This window comes from Rhizobium sp. TAL182, assembly GCF_002117725.1.
Taxonomy (GTDB): Bacteria; Pseudomonadota; Alphaproteobacteria; order Rhizobiales; family Rhizobiaceae; genus Rhizobium; species Rhizobium esperanzae.
Genome location: NZ_CP021024.1, coordinates 2,415,317 through 2,438,754 on the forward strand (window position 1 = coordinate 2,415,317; position 23,438 = coordinate 2,438,754).

Here is a 23,438-nt window from a genome sequence, read left to right on the forward strand (position 1 = left end):
CGGGCCAAGCCGGCGTTCTTGCCGCAGCCTTAGAGCATTTTCATGCAAAACGGAAACCGGAATCAGACCAAAGCGCGCATGATGGCGAGGCCCGTGAACACTGCCGCCATCGAAAGACCGACGCTGGCTGCTATGTAGATGCCGCCGGCGACCGCCTCGCCGCGTTCGAAGAGCGAGATGGCGTCGAGTGAGAAAGCCGAGAAGGTGGTGAAGCCGCCGAGAAAACCGGTGATCAGCAGCAGGCGCAGTTCCATCGATGCGTTGAACTTCCGCGCGACCAGTTCGGCAAAGACACCGATGACGAAACAGCCGACGACATTGACGGCGAGAGTCCCCCAGGGAAAGGCCGGCCCCATGAGCCTCAGCGCCCATTGGCCGACAAAATATCTGAGGACGGAACCGATGGCGCCGCCGACGGCGACGAGGAGAGCCTGGATCATGGGCGGGATATCCGAGTTTGAGAGCGCATCCGAACGTGACGGACTGAAATTCTTTTAATTCAGTAAAATGCCAGCGACTTTCTTATGCCGGCGCCAAGATCCTGTCGATACTGTGCCGGCATGACCCAGCTCCTGTCCATTTCGGCAAGCACCGCCGCCATTGCCCTGGAAACGCTGAGAATACCGCAGCGCGTCGCCACGAGCACCGCCGCCCGCGACTCCCGCCGTCTCGCCGACCGGCAGTTGAAGGCCGAAGGCACCGAAGGAATCGACGATCCCTCCAGCATCATCCAGTCGACCGAAGTGGCGCTCGATCTGATGGAGAAGGGCAATCGCCAGCCGCAGGCCGGCCTCAAGCAGGCGCTGCAGTCCTACGAAGACGTCTGAGAAAACCGCCTTTCCAGCGAAAAGCCCGCGCCGCGGGCTTTTCTGTCTTAACCGGCCTGTACTCACTTGCCTTGCGCCGAAAGTACCTGCAACACCAAGTCAATCTTGCCGGCTTTCTCGAAGCTCAGCGTCACCGGCACCGTATCGCCCTGCTTGAACGGGGTCTTCACCTTCTGGAACATCAGATGCAGGTTGCCGGGCTCGAGCTTTAGGGTCTCGCCCGCGGCAATGGCGACGCCATCCTTCAGCTGGCGCATCCGCATGACATTGTCCTTCGTCGCCATCTCGTGAATCTGAACCTCGCCGGCCATCGGGGAAGACACCGATACCAGGCGATCATCCGTCTTGCCGTTATTCTTCACCGTGAAAAAGCCGCCGCCGACCGGCTGGCCGGGCAGCATCGCCTTGGCGAAGGCGCCGGAGATTTCAAGGTCGCCGGCCTTGACCGTTTCTCCGGCCTGCGCCCCAGCCGCCATGGCGGACATGTCCATGCCGGCTTTGCCGGTCGTGTCCATGCCGGGCATGCTCATCCCAGCCATGTCGTCATGGTCGTGGCCATGATCTTCGCCGGCAACCACTTTCAGCAGCGGCGCCGGGCTTTTCAGCTCATGCGCATCGCCGCCGGCCGTTGCTACCTGATCCCAGGCCGTGACCGCAGCGCCGCACAGCTGCGTCACCGGAAAGGCGAGCGAGCTGCCGGCTTCGACGCCCGAAACCTTCCCCTGAATGACGAAGGTATCGTAGAAATCATCAGAAAGATTGCCGTTCTTCCAGCGGATCTCGATGGCGCCTGCCTTCACCTTGTCGCCATGATTGTCGTAGGTCTTCTGGTAGTCGCCCTTGATCACTTCGAGCTCCCATCCAGCCTTTGGCTGCGGCTTGGCGAAGACGAAACCTTCCGGCAGTTTCACCCGCACTTCCGTGGTCGCCTTGCCATCGCAGCCATGCGGCACCTGCAGCGTGGCGAGAATCGTGGTGTCCAGCGGCACCTCGCGGTCGAGGAAGCTGACATGCGCCTCGGCGCCGGCGAAGGCGGTTGCGGAAAGAAGCGCGGCAAGCGCGAAAGTCTTGATTGTTTTCATCGGATATCTCCTCGCCGGCCGCGATCTTCTTTTGGGCGAACCGGCATTCTGCGTCTTAGGTTGCGGAGGCAGATCAGATGAGGGAAGGAGGCGCACGCGAATTTGCCCGGCTGACGGCGCTGACGCCGGCAACGGCTGCGGCCTCGATCGGGGCATTGACGAGCGAGGCGAGCTTGCGCTCGAGCCACGAACACGCATCCGGTGTCGGCAGAATCACCGAGGCAGACAGCCGGCAGGCTTCGCAATTCGGCTTGAAACCGACAGTCTTGCCTTCGGCCTCCTTCACGGTGACGCAGAGCGAGGCAAAGGTGCCATCCGGCAGCATGTAGGCCGCGGCATCATAACCATCGGAAGCGATAGCCTGCGGCGCTTGATGGGCGAATCCGAGCAAAAGCAGGCCCAAGGCGCAAAGCATGCGCAGGAAGAGCGTCGCTTTCAGTCCTGTCCGCCGCATGAGATCCCCTTCAACAGCATGTCGCGATAGCGGTTTTCCCAGCCGAATGCAAAAGCAGATTTGCCGCAGATCGCGCCCTCCCCTGACTATGGCGACAAAAATTTGTCAGGTCACGACATTTGGCCTTGCCAAGCGCTGCGCCCGCCGGATAATTGCGGCCAACCCTGTTGGGAGAATCCGGTGCTTGTGCCACCGGTGCCGAAGGAGCAACCGCCCCGGAAACTCTCAGGCCAAAGGACCAGCAAGGGGGCAGACGGAACTCTGGAGAGAAGCGTTCTCGAAACGCTCGCCGAAGGGATAACAATCTCAGGCAAAGGGACAGAGGGGGCTCAGGAGAGAAGCGCGCAGCCGCGCCTTCAGATTTGAGCCCGCGCCTTAGCAAAAGGCGCAAACCCCGGAGGCGTCGTTTGGACGATACTGCTGCCCTGAAGAAAACCCCGCTGCATGCCCTGCATCTTTCGCTCGGCGCCCGCATGGTGCCGTTTGCGGGTTACGACATGCCGGTGCAATATCCCGCGGGCGTCATGAAAGAACATCTTCATACCCGCGCCGAGGCTGGCCTCTTCGACGTCTCCCACATGGGCCAGGTCATCGTGAAGGCGAAGTCGGGCAGCTACGAGGATGCGGCGCTGGCGCTCGAAAGCCTGGTGCCTGTCGATATTCTCGGGCTCCCGCAAGGCCGCCAGCGCTACGGCTTCTTCACCGACGATACCGGCGGCATTCTCGACGATCTGATGATCACCCATCTCGATGACCACCTTTTCGTCGTCGTCAACGCGTCCTGCAAGGAGGCCGATCTCGCCCATCTGCAGGCCCATATCGGCGACCAGTGTGACATCACCCTTTTGAACCGCGCGCTGATCGCGCTGCAGGGACCGCGTGCGGTCGAGGTTCTCGCCGAACTCTGGGCCGACGTCGCGGCGATGAAATTCATGGATGTGCGCCACTGCCGCCTGCATGACGTTTCCTGCCTTGTCTCGCGCTCCGGCTATAGCGGCGAGGACGGCTTCGAAATCTCGGTCCCGGCTGACAAGGCCGAAGATGTCGCCATGCGGTTGCTCGAACATCCGGACGTCCAGGCGATCGGCCTCGGCGCCCGTGACTCCCTGCGACTGGAAGCCGGCCTCTGCCTTTATGGCAACGACATCGACACCACCACCTCGCCGGTCGAGGCAGCGCTCGAATGGGCGATGCAGAAGGCGCGGCGGGCCGGCGGCGCACGCGCCGGCGGCTTTCCGGGCTCCGGCCGCATCCTCTCCGAACTCGAAAACGGCGCCGCCCGCCGGCGGGTCGGCCTGAAGCCGGAGGGCAAGGCGCCGGTGCGCGGCCATGCCAAGCTTTATGCCGATGCCGAGGGCAAGACCGAAATCGGCGAAGTCACCTCGGGCGGCTTCGGCCCCAGCGTCGAAGGTCCCGTCGCCATGGGCTATCTGCCGGTCTCGCATGCGGCGGCAGGCACCCAGGTCTATGCCGAAGTGCGCGGCAAGTTCCTGCCCGTCGTTGTCTCCGCCCTGCCCTTCGTGACGCCGACCTACAAACGCTGAAACCCTGTTTTCCGAAAGGATTTTTCCATGCTGAAATTTACCGCTGAACATGAATGGCTCGAACTCGACGGCGATGTCGCAACCGTCGGCATCACCACCTACGCCGTCGAACAGCTCGGCGATCTCGTCTTCGTCGAACTGCCCGAAGTCGGCAAGAGCTTTGCGAAGAACGACGATGCGGCAACCGTCGAATCCGTCAAGGCAGCCTCAGAGGTCTATTGTCCGCTCGACGGCGAGATCACCGCGGTCAACGAAGCGATCGTTGCCGATCCCTCGCTCATCAACTCCGATCCTCAAGGCGCCGGCTGGTTCTTCAAGCTCAAGCTCAAGAACCCCGCCGATGCCGACGGCCTGCTCGACGAGGCCGCCTACAAGGAGCTCACCGCGTAATGACGACGCCGACCGAATTCCAGTTCACCGACTATCAGCCCTACGATTTCGCCAATCGCCGTCACATCGGCCCCTCGCCGGCCGAAATGACCGACATGCTGAAGGTGATCGGCTATAGCAGCCTCGACGGCTTGATCGACGCGACGCTGCCGTCCGCCATCCGTCAGAAGGCGCCGCTCGTCTGGGGCGCGCCGATGACCGAGCGTGAGGCGCTCGACAAGCTGCGCGAGACGGCCAACAAGAACAAGGTGCTGGTTTCGCTGATCGGCCAGGGTTACTACGGCACGATCACGCCGCCTGTCATTCAGCGCAACATCCTGGAAAATCCTGCTTGGTATACGGCCTATACGCCTTACCAGCCGGAGATCAGCCAGGGTCGCCTGGAAGCGCTCCTGAACTACCAGACGATGATTTGTGACCTCACCGGCCTCGACGTCGCCAATGCCTCGCTGCTCGACGAGGCTACTGCCGCCGCCGAAGGCATGGCGATGGCCGAGCGCGTCTCCAAGTCGAAGGCCAAGGCCTTCTTCGTCGATGCCGACTGCCATCCGCAGACCATTGCCCTCATTCGCACCCGCGCCGAGCCGCTGGGCTGGAGCGTCATCGTCGGCAATCCCTTCACCGATCTCGATCCGGTCGATGTCTTCGGCGCGATCTTCCAGTATCCTGGCACGCATGGTCACGTGCATGACTTCACCGGCCTGATCTCCCGCCTGCACCAGACCGGCGCAATCGCCGTGGTCGCAGCCGACATTCTGGCGCTGACGCTGCTGAAATCACCTGGCGAAATGGGCGCCGATATCGCCATCGGCTCCTCGCAGCGCTTCGGCGTTCCCGTCGGTTACGGCGGTCCGCATGCCGCCTATATGGCGGTCAAGGACGCCATTAAGCGTTCCATGCCCGGCCGCCTCGTGGGTGTGTCCGTCGATGCCCGCGGCAATCGCGCCTACCGCTTGTCGCTGCAGACCCGCGAACAGCATATCCGCCGCGAAAAGGCGACATCGAACATCTGCACCGCCCAGGTGCTGCTCGCCGTCATGGCCTCGATGTACGCCGTCTTCCACGGTCCGAAGGGCATCAAGGCGATCGCCCAGCAGGTGCACCAGAAAGCCGTACTGATGGCCAAGGGCCTGGAAAAGCTCGGCTACAGGATCGAACCGGAAAGCTTCTTCGATACGATCACCGTCGATGTCGGCCACATGCAGGGCCTCATCCTGCGCGCCGCCGTCGCCGAAGGCGTCAATCTGCGCAAGGTCGGCGACACCCAGATCGGCATGAGCCTTGATGAGCGCACGCGCCCCGCGACACTCGAAGCCGTCTGGCGCGCCTTCGGCGGCAATTTCAAGATCGCCGATTTCGAGCCGTCCTACCGCCTGCCGAAGGGCCTGCTCAGGACCAGCGAGTATCTCACTCATCCGATCTTCCACATGAACCGGGCCGAAAGCGAAATGACGCGCTACATCCGCCGGCTGTCCGATCGCGACCTCGCGCTCGACCGTGCGATGATCCCGCTCGGCTCCTGCACGATGAAGCTCAATGCCACGGCGGAAATGCTGCCGATCACCTGGCCGGAATTTTCCGATATCCATCCCTTCGTGCCGGCAGACCAGGCGCTCGGCTACCGCGAGATGCTTGATGATCTCACCGAAAAACTCTGCGCCGTCACCGGCTACGACGCCTTCTCGATGCAGCCTAATTCCGGCGCGCAAGGCGAATATGCCGGCCTGCTGACGATCCGCAACTACCACATCGCCAATGGTGAAGGCCATCGCGACGTCTGCCTGATCCCGACTTCGGCGCACGGCACCAACCCTGCCTCGGCGCAGATGGCCGGCATGAAGGTTGTCGTCGTCAAGGTGCGCGAAAACGGCGACATCGACATGGAGGATTTCCGCGCCAAGGCCGAGGAGCACGCGGCCAATCTCTCCTGCTGCATGATCACCTATCCCTCGACGCACGGCGTGTTCGAAGAGACGGTCAAGCAAATCTGCGAACTGGTGCATCAGCACGGCGGCCAGGTCTATCTCGACGGCGCCAACATGAACGCCATGGTCGGCCTGTCCCGCCCCGGTGACATCGGCTCCGACGTTTCCCACCTCAACCTGCACAAGACCTTCTGCATCCCGCATGGCGGCGGCGGCCCCGGCATGGGTCCGATCGGCGTCAAGGCGCATCTGGCGCCGCACCTGCCCGGCCACCCGGAGACCGACGGCCGGCCGGGTGCCGTTTCGGCGGCAGCCTTCGGCTCGGCGTCGATCCTGCCGATCTCCTGGAGCTACTGTCTGATGATGGGTGGCGAAGGTCTGACCCAGGCGACCAAGGTGGCGATCCTCAACGCCAACTATATCGCCGCCCGGCTGAAGGGCGCTTATGACGTGCTCTACAAATCGAAAACCGGCCTCGTCGCGCATGAATGCATCATCGACACCCGCCCGCTGGTCGACAGTTCAGGTGTCACCGTCGACGACGTCGCCAAACGGCTGATCGACTGCGGCTTCCATGCGCCGACAATGAGTTGGCCGGTCGCCGGCACGCTGATGATTGAGCCGACGGAAAGCGAGACCAAGGCCGAGCTCGACCGCTTCTGCGAGGCGATGCTGGCGATCCGCGAGGAAGCCCGTGCCATCGAGGACGGCCGCATGGACAAGGCCAACAACCCGCTGAAGAACGCCCCGCACACGGTGGAAGACCTTGTCGGCGAATGGGATCGGCCTTACAGCCGGGAACAGGCCTGCTTCCCGCCCGGCGCCTTCCGCGTCGACAAATACTGGTCCCCGGTCAACCGCGTCGACAATGTCTACGGTGACCGCAACCTGATCTGCACATGCCCGCCGGTGGAAAGCTACGCAGAGGCTGCGGAATAACAGCAATTGTACAGGCCCTCCCGCGCCGTTCGGGAGGGCTGACACGCCGCCTTGCGCAGGTTGCAACCGGCGCAATGAACCAATGTACCTTTCGCGGCATTGGATTCAAATTTAACCTTTCTTAGCAAGTCTCTGTTAGCAATTCAAAATGGGCAGTTTTCCTTGCCGAAAACGTCACCGTCGATCTTGGTCTTGCGTGCAGGTTCTTATGCGTTCATCGGCTGTATCAGCAATTCTCCTCGCCGCCGTGATCCTGTCGGGATGCTCCACGAGCTCTGGCGCCGAAGACGTGCTCACCCCTGTACCGTCCAAGGAAACCACAAACGCCATCGCGAAGCCGAGCGGTCCGATACCGGCCGCCGCCGTTGGCGAAGCTGCCCCACAGGCAAGCCCGCCGCAGGAAGCATTGAGCTGGACGGGACCGGTTCCGGAACCGCAGGCGCTGGTGCCGGCGGAAAGACCAGTCGGCATGCCGATGCCGACGGAAAGGCCGGTTGCGATGTTGATGCCCGCGAATCCGGGGATCGACCCGGATCCAGGCTCGAATTCACCGACGCGCTCGCGGATTTATAGCCACCGCTTCCGCGACGCCAAGCCGATCAACTTCGGCAGGACGTCACCGAGAAAACTTGCCGTGCATGGCGTCGACGTGTCGCGCTGGCAGGGCGAGATCGATTGGGAAACTCTCAGGCAGCAGGGGGCCAACTTCGTCTACATCAAGGCGACGGATGGCGGCGATCACCTCGATCCGATGTTCAAGAAGAACTGGCGCCGCGCCAGGGAAGCCGGCCTGAAACACGGCGCCTATCACTTCTTCTACTGGTGCCGGACGGCCGGCGAACAGGCCGACTGGTTCATCCGCAACGTTCCGAAGGAAGCCAACGCGCTTCCGCCGGTCATCGACGTCGAATGGAACGGCGAATCGAGCTGCAAGCGGCGCATTTCCCCGGCCCGCGTCCGGGAAAAGATGCAGGTCTTCATGGACAAGCTGGAGCGTCATTACGGCCAGCGCCCGATCATCTACACGGCGCCGGACTTCTACCGCGACAATTTGAAGGGCCAGATGCTCGACTATCCCTTCTGGCTGCGCTCGGTCGCCGCCCACCCCTCCAAGGTCTATCCCGGCCGCAAGTGGCTGTTCTGGCAATATTCCGGCTCCGGCCTCTCCGACGGCGTCGACGGTAAGATCGACCTCAACGTTTTCAACGGCAGCGAAAGCGACTGGCACGACTGGGTGGCGTCGCGATAGCGACGGCCCGCCGTGCCACTCCGGAACAGGCGAAACGACCGAACGCGTATCCGCTAGGTCTTTGCTAACGCAATGCCTTCAGCATTCCCTAAATGCTTGCAGGTAAAAGACGATCATCCAGTTCTGGGAAACGGCTGATGAGCATATCCGGGATAACCAACACTGCTCTTTCGGGAATGCGGGCGCAGACGATGCCGATCGGCGCGATCGCCAACAACGTCGCAAATAGCAGCACGCCTGACTACGCAAGGCTGAACACCAGCCTCACCGCCGCTGCATCAGGCGGCGTCCAGGCGACAGTCAGCCCGACGGCGTCGGATGTCGACCCGGCCACCGAACTAACCGATCTCATCGAAGCCGAACAGGCCAACAAGGCGAACGCAGTGGTCTTCGAGACCGGCGCGGACATGTGGGAAATGCTGATGAGCATTAAGCGCGACTGAGTGCGACTCTCAAAGTCGTCGTGCTGTTATAAATCTGCTTTGCATCGGACCTATGTCGATCTGCCGATTGCGCCGGCCGTCGCGAAATCAGCCGCTCTGTTAGCGGAATTGCCCTTTACGCGCTTACACATCATCTCAGGAAAGAATTCCGCTTGCGCCGCACCACCTTATCAATTCTTCTGAATTTGGCCCTGATAACCAGTGCTGGCGCTAACGAAGGTGTTTGGCGTGACCTGTTCACACGCTGTCGAATTGCCGTGGAGACGGGCAAAGACTTTGATGCAACAGGATTACGCGACCTTGGGCGTGACGTTAGAACGGCGGCCCCGGTGACCGCACCTGGGGTACCCTTTCCACTTCTGCATGGGTACAAAATGGCTGAACAGCGCTGGGAGGTTCCCGGAGCTCGATTCGTTGTCGTCGAAACCGAGTATCCACCCGATCATGGCAAATCGCGACGTGCGTGCAAACTCGAACTCGCTCAGGGAGCAAAGCCGATCTCGGCAGACGAAGAAAACCAACTGAGGACGGCATTTCTTGCCGAGCGAGATGTACTCCTCGGCACTGGGCGCTACGAGCGCTGGAATCCGGACCCCATATTTTCCACCAACCTGGGTGTTCGGTTAGCCGAGAAAAATCCTTCGGACTGCCGCGTCGTTTCTCTCATGCAAATCGAGACCCGATCCCAATCGCCATCGTTTTTCGCGACAGGCACCGCCGAACAAGACGCAGCCTGTGGTGCAGCGCCTCGTTTTGCTCATCCATAAAATAGAAAGCCGCGATCTTAACGGAGCCAAACCGGCTTCATCAGGAACGGATAGCGGCTAATTTCAGCGTGTGTGAGCGATGTCAGGAATGCGCCGGCTCGTTTTGGCGCTGTGCAGCAAGGGCGGCGAGATCGGCGGGCTTCAGTTCGACGGATTCGCCGCAGCCGCAGGCCGATGTCTGGTTGGGGTTGGTGAAGGTGAAGCCGGAGCGCAGCGTCGTCTGCTCGAAGCCCATTTCGGTGCCGAGCAGATAGAGCACGGCCGATGGCTCGACCCAGACCTTGGCGCCGTCGCGCTCGATCAGGTCGTCCTTGGCATTTGGCTCGGTCACCAGGTCGATGGTATATTCCATCCCGGCGCAGCCGCCCTTCTTGATACCGACACGAACGCCTTTGGCTTCCGGCCCGGAATTTTCGACGATCGCCTTGACGCGGGCGGCAGCCCCGTCCGTCATGCTCATCACTGCAAAGCCCATCGGCTTCATCTCCTTCCGCAACCGGGGTCAAGATCCGGTGCTTCGTGACTCAAATGTAGTCGTCCGGGGTAAACGGATCAATACCGGCCGGCTTAATACCAGCCGACCGCGACCTGCGCCTCTTCCGACATACGATCCGGCGTCCACGGCGGATCGAAGGTCATTTCGACCTCGACGCCGGACACGCCTTCGACGGCGCCGACGGCGTTTTCCACCCAGCCCGGCATCTCGCCGGCGACCGGGCAGCCGGGCGCGGTCAGCGTCATCATGATCTTCACCATCCGGTCGTCCTCGATGTCGATCTTGTAGACCAGGCCGAGTTCGAAGATGTCGGCAGGAATTTCCGGGTCGTAGACGGTCTTCAGCGCGGCGATGACGTCATCACTGAGCCGCGCCAGTTCATCGGCCGGGATGCTGGAATGCACGATGCCTTCGCGCACGTCGATCTTCTGTTCGCTTTCGTCCAGGCTCATCACGGACACTCCTCAGGCAAAGAACTTGCGCGCATAATCAAGCGCATCAGCCAGCGCATCGACCTCGGCGCGGGTATTGTACATGCCGAACGATGCACGGCATGTGGAGGTGACGCCGAAGCGTTTCAAGAGCGGCATGGCGCAATGCGTGCCGGCCCGCACGGCAATTCCCTGCCGGTCGATCACCATCGAGACGTCATGGGCGTGGAGGCCGGCAAGCTCGAAGGAAAAAATGCTCCCCTTGCCGGGCGCCGTCCCGAACATCCGCAGCGAATTGACCGACCGGAGGCGCTCGGCTGCGTAAGCTGCAAGATCGGCCTCATGCCGGGCGATCGCCTCGCGGCCGATCTTCTCCATATAGTCGAGCGCATAACCGAGCCCGATCGCCTGCACGATCGGCGGCGTGCCGGCTTCGAAGCGATGCGGCGGATCGTTGTAGGTGACCGCGTCCTCGGCGACCTCGAAGATCATCTCGCCGCCGCCCTGGAATGGGCGCATCTGGGCAAGCCGTTCCTTCTTGCCGTAGAGCACGCCGATGCCGGATGGGCCGTAGAGCTTGTGGCCGGTCATGACGTACCAGTCGCAATCGATATCCTGCACATCGACCGGCAGGTGCACGGCACCCTGGCTGCCGTCGATCAAGACCGGGATGCCGCGCTCATGGGCGATGCGGCAGACTTCCTTGACCGGAACGATCGTGCCGAGCGCATTTGACATATGGGTGATGGCGACGAGTTTGGTGCGCTCCGTCAGGCTCTTCTCGAAATCCTCGATATGGAAGGCGCCTTCGTCGTCTACCGGCACCCAGACCAGCTTGGCGCCCTGACGCTCGCGGATGAAGTGCCAGGGCACGATGTTGGAATGGTGCTCCATGATTGTCAGGACGATCTCGTCGCCTTCGCCGATCTTCGGCATGCCCCAGCCATAGGCGACAGTATTGATCGCTTCCGTCGAATTTTTCGTGAAGACGATGTCATTGACCGAGGGCGCGTTGAGGAAGCGACGGACCTTCTCGCGCGCTGCCTCATAGGCATCCGTGGCGACATTGGAGAGATAGTGCAGTCCGCGATGCACATTGGCATATTCATGGGCGTAGGCATGCGAGATCGCGTCGATGACTGCCTGCGGTTTCTGCGCCGACGCACCATTGTCGAGATAGACCAGCGGCTTGCCATGCACCTTCTCCGCCAGGATCGGAAAATCCCGGCGGATGGCTTCGACGTCGTACTCAGTGGCCGGCACTATCTTGTACATGGCATTTATCCGATCAGGCGTGCTTTTCGAGCCAGGCCGAAATCACGCCTTCCAGCGCCTCGACCAAGGCCTCGTCTTCCAGTTCCTCGACGATCTCGGCGACGAAGGCGTTGACGAGCATCGCCCGCGCCTTGTTCTCCGGAATGCCGCGCGCCATCATGTAATAGAGATGATTGGCATCGATATCGGTGACCGTGGCGCCGTGGCCGCATTGCACGTCGTCGGCAAAGATCTCGAGCTCCGGCTTGACCGAAAACTCGGCGTCGTCGGACATCAGCAGCGTGTTGCAAGCCATCTTGGCGTCGGTCTTCTGCGCATCGGGCGCGACCCGGATCATGCCCTGGAAGATACCCTTGGCGCGGTCGAAGACGACGTTGCGAATCACTTCGGTCGAACCGGTATGCGGGACGTCGTGGCCGAGCACCATCGTCACATCGGTATGGCTTTCGGCCCCGAGCAGGTTGATGCCGCGCAGCGTCAGATCGGCACCCTCACCCGTCACCTTGATATTCAGTTCCTGGCGCACCAGCTTTCCGCCGGCGTTGATGACGAACAGGCGAAGCTTGGCGTTAGCGCCAAGATCGACGCGGATCTGACCGAGATGCGTGTCGTCGGCGCCCTGCTGCTGCAGGATGATCCAGGTCAACTCCGTGCCCTCGCCGATGGTGATGTCACTGACGTGGGACACGAAGGCGGCATCGCCCGTCACCGCACGGTGACGCTCGATGACAGTTCCCTTGACGCCGGCGCCGAAGGAAACCGGAAGACGCGTATGCGTCTGCCCGCCGGCATGGATGAACTGGATTTCCAGCGGATTTTCAAGTTCGGTTTCATCAGGCACGTCGACCACATAGCCGTCGCGCACGAAGCTGCCGTTGATCCGACCGACCGCATCGTCGCTGCCCAACGCAGCGAGCCTTTCGACAGCGGAACCGTCGATCAGCCGTTCGGAATAGGCCGAAAGGCCAAGACCATCGACGGCCGCCTTCTGATTGGCATGGCCCTGAATGACCGCCAGCACCGAGGAACCGGCAACGACCGGCTCAAGCGCGTTGGAGCCCGCATCACCCACTTGCGCCGGTACGGCGCGCAGCAGATTCTTGAGGTCGGTATAGTGCCAGGCTTCTATTCGGCGCGTCGGCAAGCCGGCTTTCTTGAGATCGTCGAGAAGCCGGTCACGCAGCGCCGTCACTGCACCATTGCCGGGCAGGTCACCGATCTGATGGTTGAAGGCCTCGATCAGCGCCGTTTCGGCCGCGGTGAGACGGCTCGTCGTCTGCATGTTCATGGACGTTGTCCTTTCCACCCGAACTCAGGCCGCTGCTGCGCCGATGATGTCGGCGTAACCATTGGCTTCCAGCTCATGCGCCAGGGTCTTGTCGCCGGACTTGACCACCTGGCCCTTGTAAAGGACGTGGACGGTGTCAGGCACGATATAGTCGAGCAGGCGCTGATAGTGGGTGATGACGACGACGGCGCGATCAGGCGAACGCAGCGCGTTGACGCCGTCGGCAACGATCTTCAGCGCGTCGATGTCAAGGCCGGAATCGGTTTCGTCGAGCACGCAGAGCTTCGGCTCCAGCAGCGCCATCTGCAGGATCTCGGCGCGCTTCTTCTCGCCGCCGGAGAAGCCGACATTGAGCGGCCGCTTCAGCATTTCGGTATTGATCTGCAGCCTGGCCGCAGCGTCCTTAACGCGGCGCATGAAATCCGGCGTCGTCAGCTCGTCTTCGCCGCGCGCCTTGCGCTGCTCGTTCATCGCCACCTTCAGGAACTGCATCGTGGCGACACCCGGGATTTCGACCGGATACTGGAAGGCGAGGAAAATGCCCTTGGCGGCGCGCTCGGAGGGATCGAGCTCGAGAATGCTCTCGCCGTTATAAAGGATGTCACCCTCGGTCACTTCATAGTCTTCGCGGCCGGACAGCACGTAGGAGAGTGTCGACTTGCCGGAGCCGTTCGGCCCCATGATCGCCGCAACTTCGCCGGCCTTCACCGTCAGGTTCAGGCCACGGATGATCTCGGTGCCATCTTCGGCGATGCGGGCATGAAGGTTTCTGATTTCAAGCATCTTTGGTTCCTGCGTTTTCTCTGCGTAGCTCACCAGAGCCTCGCGTAATTTCTAAGGACATCGACCTGTTGCGCTCGGCGCTATCGCGCCAAAAAACGAATGACACGGAAAACCATGAGCGTTACGAACCAAAACCATTCGAGAATCTGAATAATCTTTCCTGGTTTTTCCATGCGCTGCTGGAGAAACACATAAGGCTGCTCCGGAGGCTTTTCTGTCTCGTATCTGATTTCGCGGGGGCGAATTTTCGCCAATATTTCTCCGCGCATATTCTCCAGACGTTCAAGAATGCGCTTCTTGTCCGTCTCGTCCATATCAGCCAACACTCCCTTCCAGCGAGATGCTGATCAGCTTCTGCGCCTCGACGGCGAACTCCATCGGCAGCTCCTGCAGCACTTCCTTGACGAAGCCGTTGACGATCAGGGCGATCGCCGCTTCGGTCGGGATGCCGCGCTGCAGGCAGTAGAACAGCTGATCCTCAGAGATCTTCGAGGTCGTCGCTTCATGCTCGAACTGCGCCGTCGAATTTTTGGCTTCGATGTAGGGCACGGTATGGGCGCCGCACTTGTCGCCGATCAGGAGCGAATCGCACTGGGTGAAGTTGCGCGCGTTCGACGCCTTGCGGTGGGCAGAGACCTGGCCGCGATAGGTGTTGTTGGAAACGCCGGCGGCGATGCCCTTGGAGACGATGCGGCTCGACGTGTTCTTGCCGAGATGGATCATCTTGGTGCCGCTATCGATCTGCTGATGGCCGTTGGAGACGGCGATCGAATAGAATTCGCCTCTGGAGTCGTCGCCGCGCAGGATGCAGGACGGATATTTCCAGGTGATCGCCGAGCCGGTTTCGACCTGCGTCCAGGAAATCTTCGAGCGGTGACCGCGGCAATCGCCGCGCTTGGTGACGAAGTTGTAGATGCCGCCCTTGCCTTCCTTGTCGCCCGGATACCAGTTCTGGACGGTGGAATACTTGATCTCGGCATCGTCGAGCGCCACGAGCTCGACCACGGCCGCATGCAGCTGGTTTTCATCGCGCTGCGGCGCCGTGCAGCCTTCGAGGTAAGAGACGTAGGCGCCCTCTTCGGCGATGATCAGCGTGCGCTCAAACTGGCCGGTGCCCTTCTCGTTGATGCGGAAATAGGTGGAAAGCTCCATCGGGCAGCGAACGCCCTTCGGCACGAAAACGAAGGAGCCGTCGGTGAAAACGGCCGAATTCAGCGTCGCGTAATAATTGTCCGAGGTCGGCACGACCGAGCCGAGATATTTGCGAACCAGATCGGGATGTTCGCGAATGGCTTCGGAGATCGACATGAAGATCACGCCGGCCTTCTTCAGCTCCGCCTTGAAGGTGGTGACGACCGAGACGCTGTCGAAAACGGCGTCGACGGCGATCTTCGGCTTCTCGACGCCGGCCAGGATTTCCTGCTCGCGCAGCGGGATGCCAAGCTTCTCATAGACCTTCAAGAGCTCCGGATCGACCTCGTCGAGCGACTTCGGACCCGGCGCGCTCTTCGGCGCGGCGTAATAGTGGATGTCGTTGAAATCGATCTTCGGATAATTGACGCGCGCCCAGGTCGGCTCTTCCAGCGTCAGCCAGCGCCGATAAGCCTCGAGACGCCATTCCAGCATCCACTCCGGCTCCTGCTTCTTGGCCGAAATGAAGCGAATGATATCCTCGGACAGGCCCTTCGGCGCCTTATCCATTTCGATGACGGTCTCGAAACCGTATTTGTACTGGTCCACATCGATCAGGCGGACCTGGTCGATCGTTTCCTGCACGGCAGCCATTTCATTCTCCAATCTCGCCGGATACAAGGTCCGGCAGCTTGTAGCGCAAGGGCAAATCTCTTTGCCCTGATGTAAGAGGCCAAAAGGGACTTTTCAGCCCGATTGGCAAGCAGAAATTTGCGTTTCCGCAAGTTTATGATGCGGTCAGGCCGCCTCGCCCGCCGACCTGCGCCGGCAGGCGATCTTCGCGAAGGCGGCAATCGCCCTATCGATATCCTCTTCCGTTGTGGAAAAGCCGAGCGAGATACGCAATGCCCCCAGCTTGGCGTCACGCCCCATCGCCGTCAGCACATGGCTTTCGCCGACCTTGCCGGATGAGCAGGCGGAGCCCGCCGAAAGGGCGACGCCTTCAAGATCGAAAGCGATCTGCCCAGTCTCCGCCTTCAGGCAAGGGAGCGTGAAGAAAATCGTGTTGGCGACTCTCGGACCACCGGCGCCGTGGATGATGACATCGGGCGCGGCGGCGTGCATGCCGGCTTCCAGCCTGCCGCGCAGCGCAGCAATCGCAGCGTTCCGTTCCTCAAGATCCTGAAGCACCGCTTCCGCTGCAGCTCCGAAGCCAATCAGCGCCAGCGAATTCTGCGTTCCCGAGCGGTGACCTTTCTCCTGCCCGCCGCCGCGGATCAGCGCCTTCGGCATCAGCGCCTCGCCGCGCGCGATCAATGCACCCGCCCCCTTCGGTCCACCGATCTTGTGAGAGGAGACGATGATGAAATCCGCGCCGATGCGTTCGATTTCGATCGGCAGACGACCGGCGGCCTGCACGGCGTCGACAACAAAGAGACCACCGTGCGCCCGCACAATCTTGGCCGCTTCTTCGACCGGCTGGACGATGCCCGTCTCGTTGTTGACGAACATGATCGCCACCATCGGAAGACCTGTCGATTTGTCATGGGCATCGAGCAATGCGGCCAGCGCTTGCAGATCGACGATACCGGCGTCGGTCACCGGGATCTCGGTCGTGCGGTCCTTCGGGAATCGACCTCCCTCTCGTACAGCCAGGTGCTCGACGGCGGAAAAATAGAGGTGCCCGAGTTGAAGCGGCGTGCGGCCCATAAGAAAATCCGGCGTCAGCACCAGATTGGCGGCTTCCGTCGCGCCACTGGTGAAGATCACGTTGCCCGGATCGGTGCCGGCAAGAGCGGCCACCTTGCGCCGTGCGCCTTCGATGGCGGCGCGGGCGGCACGCCCCTCCCCATGCACGCTGTTCGGATTGCCGAATATGTCGATGGCGCGCATGATCGCCTCGCGTGCTGCGGGGTGCAGCGGCGCTGTGGCATTCCAGTCGAGATAAAGGCGTGGCGGCGCCATGATCTTCAGTCCTGCGCTTGACGAGCTTGCTTCAGCGGCCGCGGTGCATTTTTCTTGAAATTTCCGCCGGGCTTGCCTTATGACACGTTCCACGACGCGTGGATCGCCATGCAAGTTTCGAATTGTTCTAAACTGCGTTTTAGAAAAGCTGACAACATTAGTCAAGTCATGTTGTCGTCCAACGCAGCGCGAACGCGAAATAAAACCCGGAGTACCAATGCCCGAAGTTATTTTCAACGGCCCAGCCGGCCGTCTTGAAGGCCGCTACCAGCCCTCCAAGGAAAAAAGCGCGCCCATCGCGCTCATCCTGCATCCGCATCCGCAGTTCGGCGGCACGATGAACAACCAGATCGTCTACCAGCTCTTCTACATGTTTCAGAAGCGCGGATTCACGACCCTGCGCTTCAACTTCCGGGGCATCGGCCGCAGCCAGGGCGAATTCGACCACGGCGCCGGCGAACTGTCCGACGCCGCCTCCGCGCTCGACTGGGTGCAGAGCCTGCATCCCGATTCCAAAACCTGCTGGGTCGCCGGCTATTCCTTCGGCGCCTGGATCGGCATGCAGCTTCTGATGCGCCGGCCGGAGATCGAGGGCTTCATGTCGATCGCCCCGCAGCCGAATACCTACGACTTCTCCTTCCTGGCGCCCTGCCCCTCATCCGGCCTGATCATCAACGGCGAGGCCGACAAGGTGGCGCCGGAAAAGGATGTCAACGGCCTTGTGGAAAAACTGAAGACCCAGAAAGGCATCCTCATCACCCATCGCACCGTCGCCAACGCCAATCACTTCTTCAATGGTCAGGTGGAGACGCTGATGAGCGAATGCGAGGATTATCTCGACCGTCGCCTCAACGGCGAGCTGGTGCCAGAGCCGGCGGCCAAGCGGATCCGCTGACCACATAACCCCGGCGTCTGCCCACCGCCATCGTCACAACGCGCTGGGCTTCCACGACCGCATGCCGGCAGTCAGCTCGAATGCCGTGTCGAGCACTCCATCGATCAAGATCGGCGCGCGTTCGCGCATGCCGATCTTCCTGAGGACCTGCTGCGAAGCAATGTTTTCGGGATGCGTGAAGGCGATGAAGCCCGACGCGAACTCCCTTGCGAAGAACCAGTCGGCCAGCGCGCTCGCCGCCTCCGTCGCCAGGCCTTTTCCCCACGTCTCTTCGCGCAGAGAATAGCCGAGTTCGAATTCTTCGCTCCCGAACCGAGAAATGCCGGCGCGGCCAACGAAGCCGCCGTCCTCGGCAAGAAGCTTATATTTGGTCGTGCCGTCGCGCGCCTGCTCCTCCAACCAGCCGCGCAACCGGGTCTCGGCCTTATCGAGACTCCAGGGAGCGTTGCCCGGAAGGTAGCGCGTCGTCGCCGGCGTTGAATGCAGTTGCTGCAACAGGGCAGCGTCGCCTTCGTCCCACATGACAAAGCGCAGCCGCGGCGTCTTCAATATCGGGCTTTCGCTTGTCATGGCATTGCCAGCACGCCGCCGCTGACGGGAGCCGCAACTCCCGTCGTGCCGGGAAAGGTCAGCGGCAGCCCGTCCAGCGAGCGTACGGCGAGATAGGCCCAGGCCTCGGCCTCCATCGCATCGCCGTCGAAGCCCGCGGCCTCGGCGCTCAACACTCTCGATCCCTCGGCCATCGCCGAGAGTTCGGCCATCAAGGTGCCGTTCAGCCGCCCGCCGCCGCAGACGATATAGGCCGAGGGACATTCGGGCAGAAATCCGGCGGATTTGACGATCGATGCGGCGGCGACATGCGCAAGCGTCCGGGCACCGTCTTCGAGGCTCGCCTCATCAGGCCGAAGCGGCACGAAATCGCCGCGATCGAGCGAGCGGCGAACATTGCCGCGGAAGAACGGGCTGTCGAGATACCGCTCCGCCAAAGCGGGGATCACCTTGCCGCGTCCGCCGATCTCGCCGCCGGGATCGTAGGTTCTGCCGGTCTGCATCTCTATCCATTGGTCGATCAGCGTATTGCCAGGGCCGCTGTCGAAGGCGGCGATCCGGCCGTCAGCGCCGATATAGGTGAGGTTGGAGATGCCGCCTATATTGACGAAGCATACCGCCTCTCCCGCCTGCTGGAATTTTCCCGCCAGTGCTGCGTGATAGGCCGGCACCAGCGGTGCACCCTGCCCGCCATGCACCATGTCGTTGGCACGCATGTCGTAGACCACTGATACGCCCGTCCGGCACGCCAATTCCCGGCCGTCGCCGATCTGGATCGTCAGTCCTTCGTCCGGCCGGTGAAGCACCGTCTGGCCATGGAAACCGAGAATGTCGACGCCATTGGCAGCGAGCCCGAAACGCTCGAGAAATGCCGTAACGGCAGTTGCATGCCGTTGGGTCAGCTCGAGCTCGATCTCGCGAAGTTCTCCCGGCCGTTCGTTCCTGTCGCGGAGCGGCCGTGCCAGTTCCAGCGCCCGTTTGAGCCGTCCGCGAAACTCTGCATCATATGGCATGCCGAGAAACGGCCCGCGCTCGATGAAGCCGCGGCCGTCGGTCCTGATCAGCGCGACATCGATTCCATCCATCGACGTGCCGCTCATCAGGCCGATTGCGGTTCTGACCACATCCATGAGGCTTGCCTCCCATGCGATTCCCGGATGCACTTTTGTAAAAACAGTGCTAAACGCGCCGCGACAGATCAACAACAACGAAGTTGCGTGAAGCCTCGTGGGCGCTGCGCAGGCACGAAGAGACGAAAGCCATGTCCGAGTTCAAGTCCGATTTCCTCCGCACGCTGAAAGAGCGCGGCTTCATTCATCAGGTTTCCGATGAAAGCGGCCTCGACGACCTGTTCGCTAAGGAGGTCGTGACGGCCTATGTCGGCTACGACGCAACGGCGACGAGCCTGCATATCGGTAATTTGATCTCTGCCACCATGCTATACTGGCTGCAGGAGACCGGCCACCGGCCGATCACGCTAATGGGCGGCGGCACCTCGATGATCGGCGACCCCTCCTTCCGTGACGAGCAGCGCAAGCTTTTGACGCCGGAGGCGATCAACACCAACATCGAGGGCATCAAGAAGATCTTCTCGCGCATCCTGCGCTTCGGTGACGGTCCGACCGACGCCTTCATGGTCAACAATGCCGATTGGCTGATGAAGCTCAACTATGTCGAATTCCTGCGGGATGTCGGGCGGCATTTCTCGGTCAACCGCATGCTCTCCTTCGACAGCGTCAAGCTGCGCCTCGACCGCGAGCAGTCGCTCTCCTTCCTCGAATTCAACTACATGATCATGCAGGGCTACGACTTCGTCGAACTCAGCCGCCGCTACGGCTGCCGCCTGCAGATGGGCGGTTCGGATCAATGGGGTAACATCATCAACGGCGTCGATCTCGGCCATCGCATGGGAACGCCGCAGCTTTATGCGCTGACGACGCCGCTCCTGACGACGAGCTCTGGCGCCAAGATGGGCAAGTCCGCCTCCGGCGCCGTATGGCTCAACGAGGACGTCTTCAGCCCCTATGATTTCTGGCAGTATTGGCGCAACACCGAGGATGCCGATGTCGGCCGCTTCCTGAAGATCTTCACCCGCCTGCCGCTGGCCGAGATCGCCAGGCTCGAGGCCCTCGGCGGCGCCGAAATCAACGAGGCGAAGAAGATTCTCGCCACCGAAGCGACCGCGATCGTCCACGGTCGCGTGGCGGCCGAAGCATCCGCCGAAACGGCCCGCACTACCTTCGAGGAAGGCCGCGTCGCCGAAAACCTGCCTTCGGTCGAGATCCCGGCCACCGAACTCGACGGCGGCATCGGCCTGCTGTCGCTGATGGTCCGCGCCGGCCTGGCCGGCTCCAACGGCGAAGCCCGTCGCCACGTCCAGGGCGGCGCAGTGCGCATCAATGACGAGGCTGTCAGCGACGAACGCCGCCTGATCGGCAGCGGCGAAATTACCGCCGACGGCGTCATCAAGCTCTCGCTCGGCAAGAAGAAGCACATCCTGATCCGCCGCGCGGCCTAGAGCTTTTCCGGGTTAGATTGAAGCATTCTGCCGGAGCAGGTTTTCGTCAGGGCAGAGGCGATTGGCGACGGACATACCCCTCGGTACGTCCGAGCCGATCGCCTCTGATCCTGGCGGAAAGATGCCCGGCCCTCCGGGTTGGCTGAAACGGGCCGGCTGATCGACCGGCCGGCTTGGCCGTAGAGCAGGGCTACGACGCGCGCCGGCCGGTCGACCATCCGACTCCGTTTGAGCCAACAGAATGCTTCAATCTAACCCGGAAAAGCTCTAGGTGGCTTCAACTGAACGTATCTTGAAGCCGGCGCCCACCGCGCCGGCTTTTCTTTTGGCGCGGATCAGTCGGCCCGCGATCGGTATTCCGCTTCGTCTTGTTTCGTCTCTCGAAGGAGAGGTCCGGGCGGATTGACCTCTGAAGCAGGTCGTACGCGCGACCACCAGCCGATCGAGAAAATCGGCGGCGACATCTTTGCGTCGAGGGGAACCAGGAGGACATGCTCGGAGGGGGTGCTCTTCACCGGCTTCAGCCGTCCGCCTTTTTCTGCAGAATTCGAGGCCTCGCCAACTGTCACGGCCATCACGGTGGCCGATAGGAAAGAGACTGTCCGGGCGCACTGCATGGCATCCTCCGACATTGCGCCGGCCGCTGCCGCAGCTGGCACCAACACTACATCAGAATTCCCTAAAATAAGCAAAGCATCAATGACCAGCCTGTCGCCATAGGTCGGAATTATCCAACTGGCCGCGACACGATATCGCCTTCCGGAACCTTTTCCCCCCGACGGGATTTGCGACCAGATGCATTTGGAGCGCCGGCATGATCAACGACCTCTGGTATAAGAACGCCGTCATCTACTGCCTGTCCGTCGAGACCTTCATGGATGCGAACGGCGACGGTGTGGGCGATTTCCAGGGCCTGATGCGCCGTCTCGACTATCTCTCCGGCCTCGGCGTGACGGCGATCTGGCTCATGCCGTTCCAGACATCGCCCGGTCGGGACGACGGCTACGACGTCTCCGATTACTATAATGTCGACCCACGCTACGGCTCGCTCGGCGATTTCGTCGAGTTCACCCATGGTGCCAAACAGCGGGGCATCCGGGTGTTGATCGATCTGGTGATCAATCACACCTCCAAGGATCATCCCTGGTTCGAAGACGCTAGGAGCGACCCGCATTCACGCTATCGCGAGTGGTACGTCTGGTCAGACAAAAAGCCCGCAAACGCGGATCAGGGCATGGTTTTCCCGGGCGTCCAGAAGACGACCTGGACCTATGACGAAAAAGCTAAAGGCTATTATTTTCACCGCTTCTACGATCACCAGCCCGATCTCAACACGTCCAATCCCGAGGTGCAGGCGGAGATCCTTAAGATCATGGGCTTCTGGATCCAGCTCGGCGTCTCGGGCTTCCGGATGGACGCCGCCCCCTTCATCATCGCCACAAAGGGCGCCGAGGTCACCAAGCCGGTCGAGCAGTTCGACATGCTGAGGAAATTTCGCGAATTCCTGCAATGGCGCATGGGAGATTCCATCGTGCTGGCGGAGGCCAATATCCTGCCGAAGGACAATTTCGAATATTTCGGCGACGATGGCGACCGCATGCAGATGATGTTCAATTTCCAGGTCAATCAGACGCTGTTTTATGCTCTCGCTACAGCCGACACGCGACCTCTGAAGAAGGCGATGGAGGCCACGAAGCCGCGCCCGGCGACCGCGCAATGGGGGCTGTTTCTTCGCAACCACGATGAACTCGATCTCGGTCGCCTGACGGATAAGCAGCGCGACGCAGTATTCGCCGCGTTTGGACCCGAGAAGGGCATGCAGCTTTACGACAGGGGCATTCGCCGGCGCCTGGCGCCCATGCTCGGCGGCGACCGTCGCAGGATCGAGCTGGCCTACAGCCTGCTGTTCTCGCTGCCCGGAACGCCGGTCATCCGCTACGGTGATGAAATCGGCATGGGCGATGATTTGTGCCTGCCAGAGCGCAACTGCGCGCGCACCCCGATGCAATGGTCGACGGAACCGGAAGGCGGTTTCACCAAAAGCGCAAAGCCCGTTTCGCCTGTTATCAAGGACGGCCCCTACGGCTTCGAGCATATCAATGTCGCGGTCCAGCGGCGCGATCCGAATTCGCTCTTGAACTGGACCGAGCGGATGATCCGGATGCGCAAGGAGGCTCCCGAGATCGGCTGGGGCGATTTCTCAGCGGTCGACACAGGTGACGACGGCGTACTGGCGCTGCGTTATGACTGGCGCGGCAATTCGGTGCTGATCCTGCACAACCTGCATCCGCACCCGACGGAAGTGACCTTCGATCCTGATGTTGGTGAACTCGGGCGATTGCTGATCGATATTGCCGATGGGGCAAGTAGTGAAGCCGACGACAAAGGGCGCCATACGGTCATGCTCGATGCCTATGGCTACCGCTGGTATCGGGTCGGCGGCCTCGACTATCTCCTCAGGCGGAAAGAAATCTAAGTCTCGCTTCC

At 61.4% G+C, this 23,438-nt stretch carries 24 protein-coding genes and 2 riboswitches; of the genes, 10 read left to right on the forward strand and 14 right to left on the reverse strand.

The window, feature by feature from the left end; translation table 11 throughout:
* Positions 1-62: 62 nt before the first annotated feature.
* Positions 63-440: a fluoride efflux transporter CrcB gene (crcB, locus tag Tal182_RS12130; RefSeq protein WP_064802795.1), complete on the reverse strand. Its 378-nt coding sequence runs from the start codon at positions 438-440 to the stop codon at positions 63-65.
* Positions 441-560: 120 nt separating this feature from the next.
* On the opposite strand from crcB, the gene Tal182_RS12135 reads away from it, so the two are divergent.
* Complete coding sequence (locus Tal182_RS12135) at positions 561-827, forward strand: hypothetical protein (RefSeq protein WP_064802797.1); 267 nt, start codon at positions 561-563, stop codon at positions 825-827.
* A 62-nt stretch (positions 828-889) separates the two neighbouring features.
* Here Tal182_RS12135 and Tal182_RS12140 read toward each other — a convergent pair whose 3' ends face one another.
* Entirely contained in the window at positions 890-1,909 is a 1,020-nt protein-coding gene (locus Tal182_RS12140) for a copper chaperone PCu(A)C (protein ID WP_085859577.1), read from the reverse strand.
* A 73-nt stretch (positions 1,910-1,982) separates the two neighbouring features.
* A complete protein-coding gene (locus Tal182_RS12145; RefSeq protein WP_064802801.1) occupies positions 1,983-2,363 on the reverse strand; it encodes a hypothetical protein in 381 nt (126 codons plus the stop codon).
* Between the two features lie 158 nt (positions 2,364-2,521).
* Positions 2,522-2,614: riboswitch (glycine riboswitch) on the forward strand.
* Positions 2,615-2,695: riboswitch (glycine riboswitch) on the forward strand.
* Positions 2,696-2,770: 75 nt separating this feature from the next.
* On the opposite strand from Tal182_RS12145, the gene gcvT reads away from it, so the two are divergent.
* From gcvT to Tal182_RS12175, 6 genes are all read left to right on the forward strand, one after another.
* Positions 2,771-3,907: a glycine cleavage system aminomethyltransferase GcvT gene (gcvT, locus tag Tal182_RS12150; protein ID WP_085859578.1), complete on the forward strand. Its 1,137-nt coding sequence runs from the start codon at positions 2,771-2,773 to the stop codon at positions 3,905-3,907.
* 27 nt (positions 3,908-3,934) lie between these two features.
* Positions 3,935-4,297 carry a glycine cleavage system protein GcvH gene (gene gcvH / locus Tal182_RS12155; protein ID WP_064802805.1) on the forward strand — a complete coding sequence of 121 codons (363 nt, stop codon included), beginning with the start codon at positions 3,935-3,937 and terminating at the stop codon, positions 4,295-4,297.
* A complete protein-coding gene (gcvP, locus tag Tal182_RS12160; protein ID WP_085859579.1) occupies positions 4,297-7,161 on the forward strand; it encodes an aminomethyl-transferring glycine dehydrogenase in 2,865 nt (954 codons plus the stop codon). The genes gcvH and gcvP overlap by 1 nt, the downstream gene beginning before the upstream one ends.
* Positions 7,162-7,369: 208 nt before the next feature.
* On the forward strand, positions 7,370-8,410 hold the full coding sequence (locus tag Tal182_RS12165; RefSeq protein ID WP_085859580.1) for a GH25 family lysozyme: 1,041 nt from the start codon (positions 7,370-7,372) through the stop codon (positions 8,408-8,410).
* Between the two features lie 137 nt (positions 8,411-8,547).
* A complete protein-coding gene (locus tag Tal182_RS12170) occupies positions 8,548-8,853 on the forward strand; it encodes a flagellar basal body rod C-terminal domain-containing protein (protein WP_085859581.1) in 306 nt (101 codons plus the stop codon).
* A gap of 152 nt (positions 8,854-9,005) precedes the next feature.
* Entirely contained in the window at positions 9,006-9,620 is a 615-nt protein-coding gene (locus tag Tal182_RS12175) for a hypothetical protein (protein ID WP_085859582.1), read from the forward strand.
* Between the two features lie 82 nt (positions 9,621-9,702).
* Here Tal182_RS12175 and sufA read toward each other — a convergent pair whose 3' ends face one another.
* The 8 genes from sufA to Tal182_RS12215 form a co-directional block, all read right to left on the reverse strand.
* Positions 9,703-10,095: a Fe-S cluster assembly scaffold SufA gene (gene sufA / locus Tal182_RS12180; protein ID WP_064802812.1), complete on the reverse strand. Its 393-nt coding sequence runs from the start codon at positions 10,093-10,095 to the stop codon at positions 9,703-9,705.
* 92 nt (positions 10,096-10,187) lie between these two features.
* Positions 10,188-10,568, reverse strand: a complete 381-nt coding sequence (locus Tal182_RS12185; protein WP_064705069.1) for an SUF system Fe-S cluster assembly protein — start codon at positions 10,566-10,568, stop codon at positions 10,188-10,190.
* A 12-nt stretch (positions 10,569-10,580) separates the two neighbouring features.
* Entirely contained in the window at positions 10,581-11,822 is a 1,242-nt protein-coding gene (locus Tal182_RS12190) for a cysteine desulfurase (RefSeq protein WP_085859583.1), read from the reverse strand.
* Positions 11,823-11,835: 13 nt separating this feature from the next.
* Positions 11,836-13,110, reverse strand: a complete 1,275-nt coding sequence (gene sufD / locus Tal182_RS12195) for a Fe-S cluster assembly protein SufD (RefSeq protein ID WP_085859584.1) — start codon at positions 13,108-13,110, stop codon at positions 11,836-11,838.
* A gap of 24 nt (positions 13,111-13,134) precedes the next feature.
* Positions 13,135-13,893 (reverse strand): Fe-S cluster assembly ATPase SufC, encoded by a 759-nt coding sequence (sufC, locus tag Tal182_RS12200; RefSeq protein WP_085859585.1) that lies wholly within the window; start codon positions 13,891-13,893, stop codon positions 13,135-13,137.
* Between the two features lie 80 nt (positions 13,894-13,973).
* Positions 13,974-14,207, reverse strand: coding sequence for a hypothetical protein (locus Tal182_RS12205; RefSeq protein WP_085859586.1), 234 nt, complete (start codon positions 14,205-14,207; stop codon positions 13,974-13,976).
* A gap of 1 nt (position 14,208) precedes the next feature.
* Positions 14,209-15,678 (reverse strand): Fe-S cluster assembly protein SufB, encoded by a 1,470-nt coding sequence (gene sufB / locus Tal182_RS12210; protein WP_064802824.1) that lies wholly within the window; start codon positions 15,676-15,678, stop codon positions 14,209-14,211.
* Positions 15,679-15,822: 144 nt separating this feature from the next.
* Complete coding sequence (locus tag Tal182_RS12215; protein WP_085859587.1) at positions 15,823-16,989, reverse strand: cysteine desulfurase family protein; 1,167 nt, start codon at positions 16,987-16,989, stop codon at positions 15,823-15,825.
* 217 nt (positions 16,990-17,206) lie between these two features.
* Here Tal182_RS12215 and Tal182_RS12220 point away from each other — a divergent pair, with 217 nt between their 5' ends.
* Positions 17,207-17,884, forward strand: coding sequence for an alpha/beta hydrolase (locus Tal182_RS12220; protein ID WP_064705075.1), 678 nt, complete (start codon positions 17,207-17,209; stop codon positions 17,882-17,884).
* 33 nt (positions 17,885-17,917) lie between these two features.
* Here the strand turns inward: Tal182_RS12220 and Tal182_RS12225 are convergent, their stop codons facing one another.
* Together Tal182_RS12225 and Tal182_RS12230 are read right to left on the reverse strand one after the other, a co-directional pair.
* Entirely contained in the window at positions 17,918-18,454 is a 537-nt protein-coding gene (locus Tal182_RS12225) for a GNAT family N-acetyltransferase (RefSeq protein ID WP_064802828.1), read from the reverse strand.
* A complete protein-coding gene (locus tag Tal182_RS12230) occupies positions 18,451-19,563 on the reverse strand; it encodes an anhydro-N-acetylmuramic acid kinase (RefSeq protein WP_085859588.1) in 1,113 nt (370 codons plus the stop codon). The genes Tal182_RS12225 and Tal182_RS12230 overlap by 4 nt, the downstream gene beginning before the upstream one ends.
* A gap of 131 nt (positions 19,564-19,694) precedes the next feature.
* Here Tal182_RS12230 and tyrS point away from each other — a divergent pair, with 131 nt between their 5' ends.
* Positions 19,695-20,951 carry a tyrosine--tRNA ligase gene (tyrS, locus tag Tal182_RS12235; protein WP_085859589.1) on the forward strand — a complete coding sequence of 419 codons (1,257 nt, stop codon included), beginning with the start codon at positions 19,695-19,697 and terminating at the stop codon, positions 20,949-20,951.
* A 335-nt stretch (positions 20,952-21,286) separates the two neighbouring features.
* Here tyrS and Tal182_RS32730 read toward each other — a convergent pair whose 3' ends face one another.
* Positions 21,287-21,568, reverse strand: coding sequence for a hypothetical protein (locus tag Tal182_RS32730; protein ID WP_064802834.1), 282 nt, complete (start codon positions 21,566-21,568; stop codon positions 21,287-21,289).
* A 197-nt stretch (positions 21,569-21,765) separates the two neighbouring features.
* On the opposite strand from Tal182_RS32730, the gene Tal182_RS12255 reads away from it, so the two are divergent.
* Positions 21,766-23,427 (forward strand): alpha-amylase family protein, encoded by a 1,662-nt coding sequence (locus Tal182_RS12255; RefSeq protein ID WP_085859590.1) that lies wholly within the window; start codon positions 21,766-21,768, stop codon positions 23,425-23,427.
* Positions 23,428-23,438 lie beyond the last annotated feature (11 nt).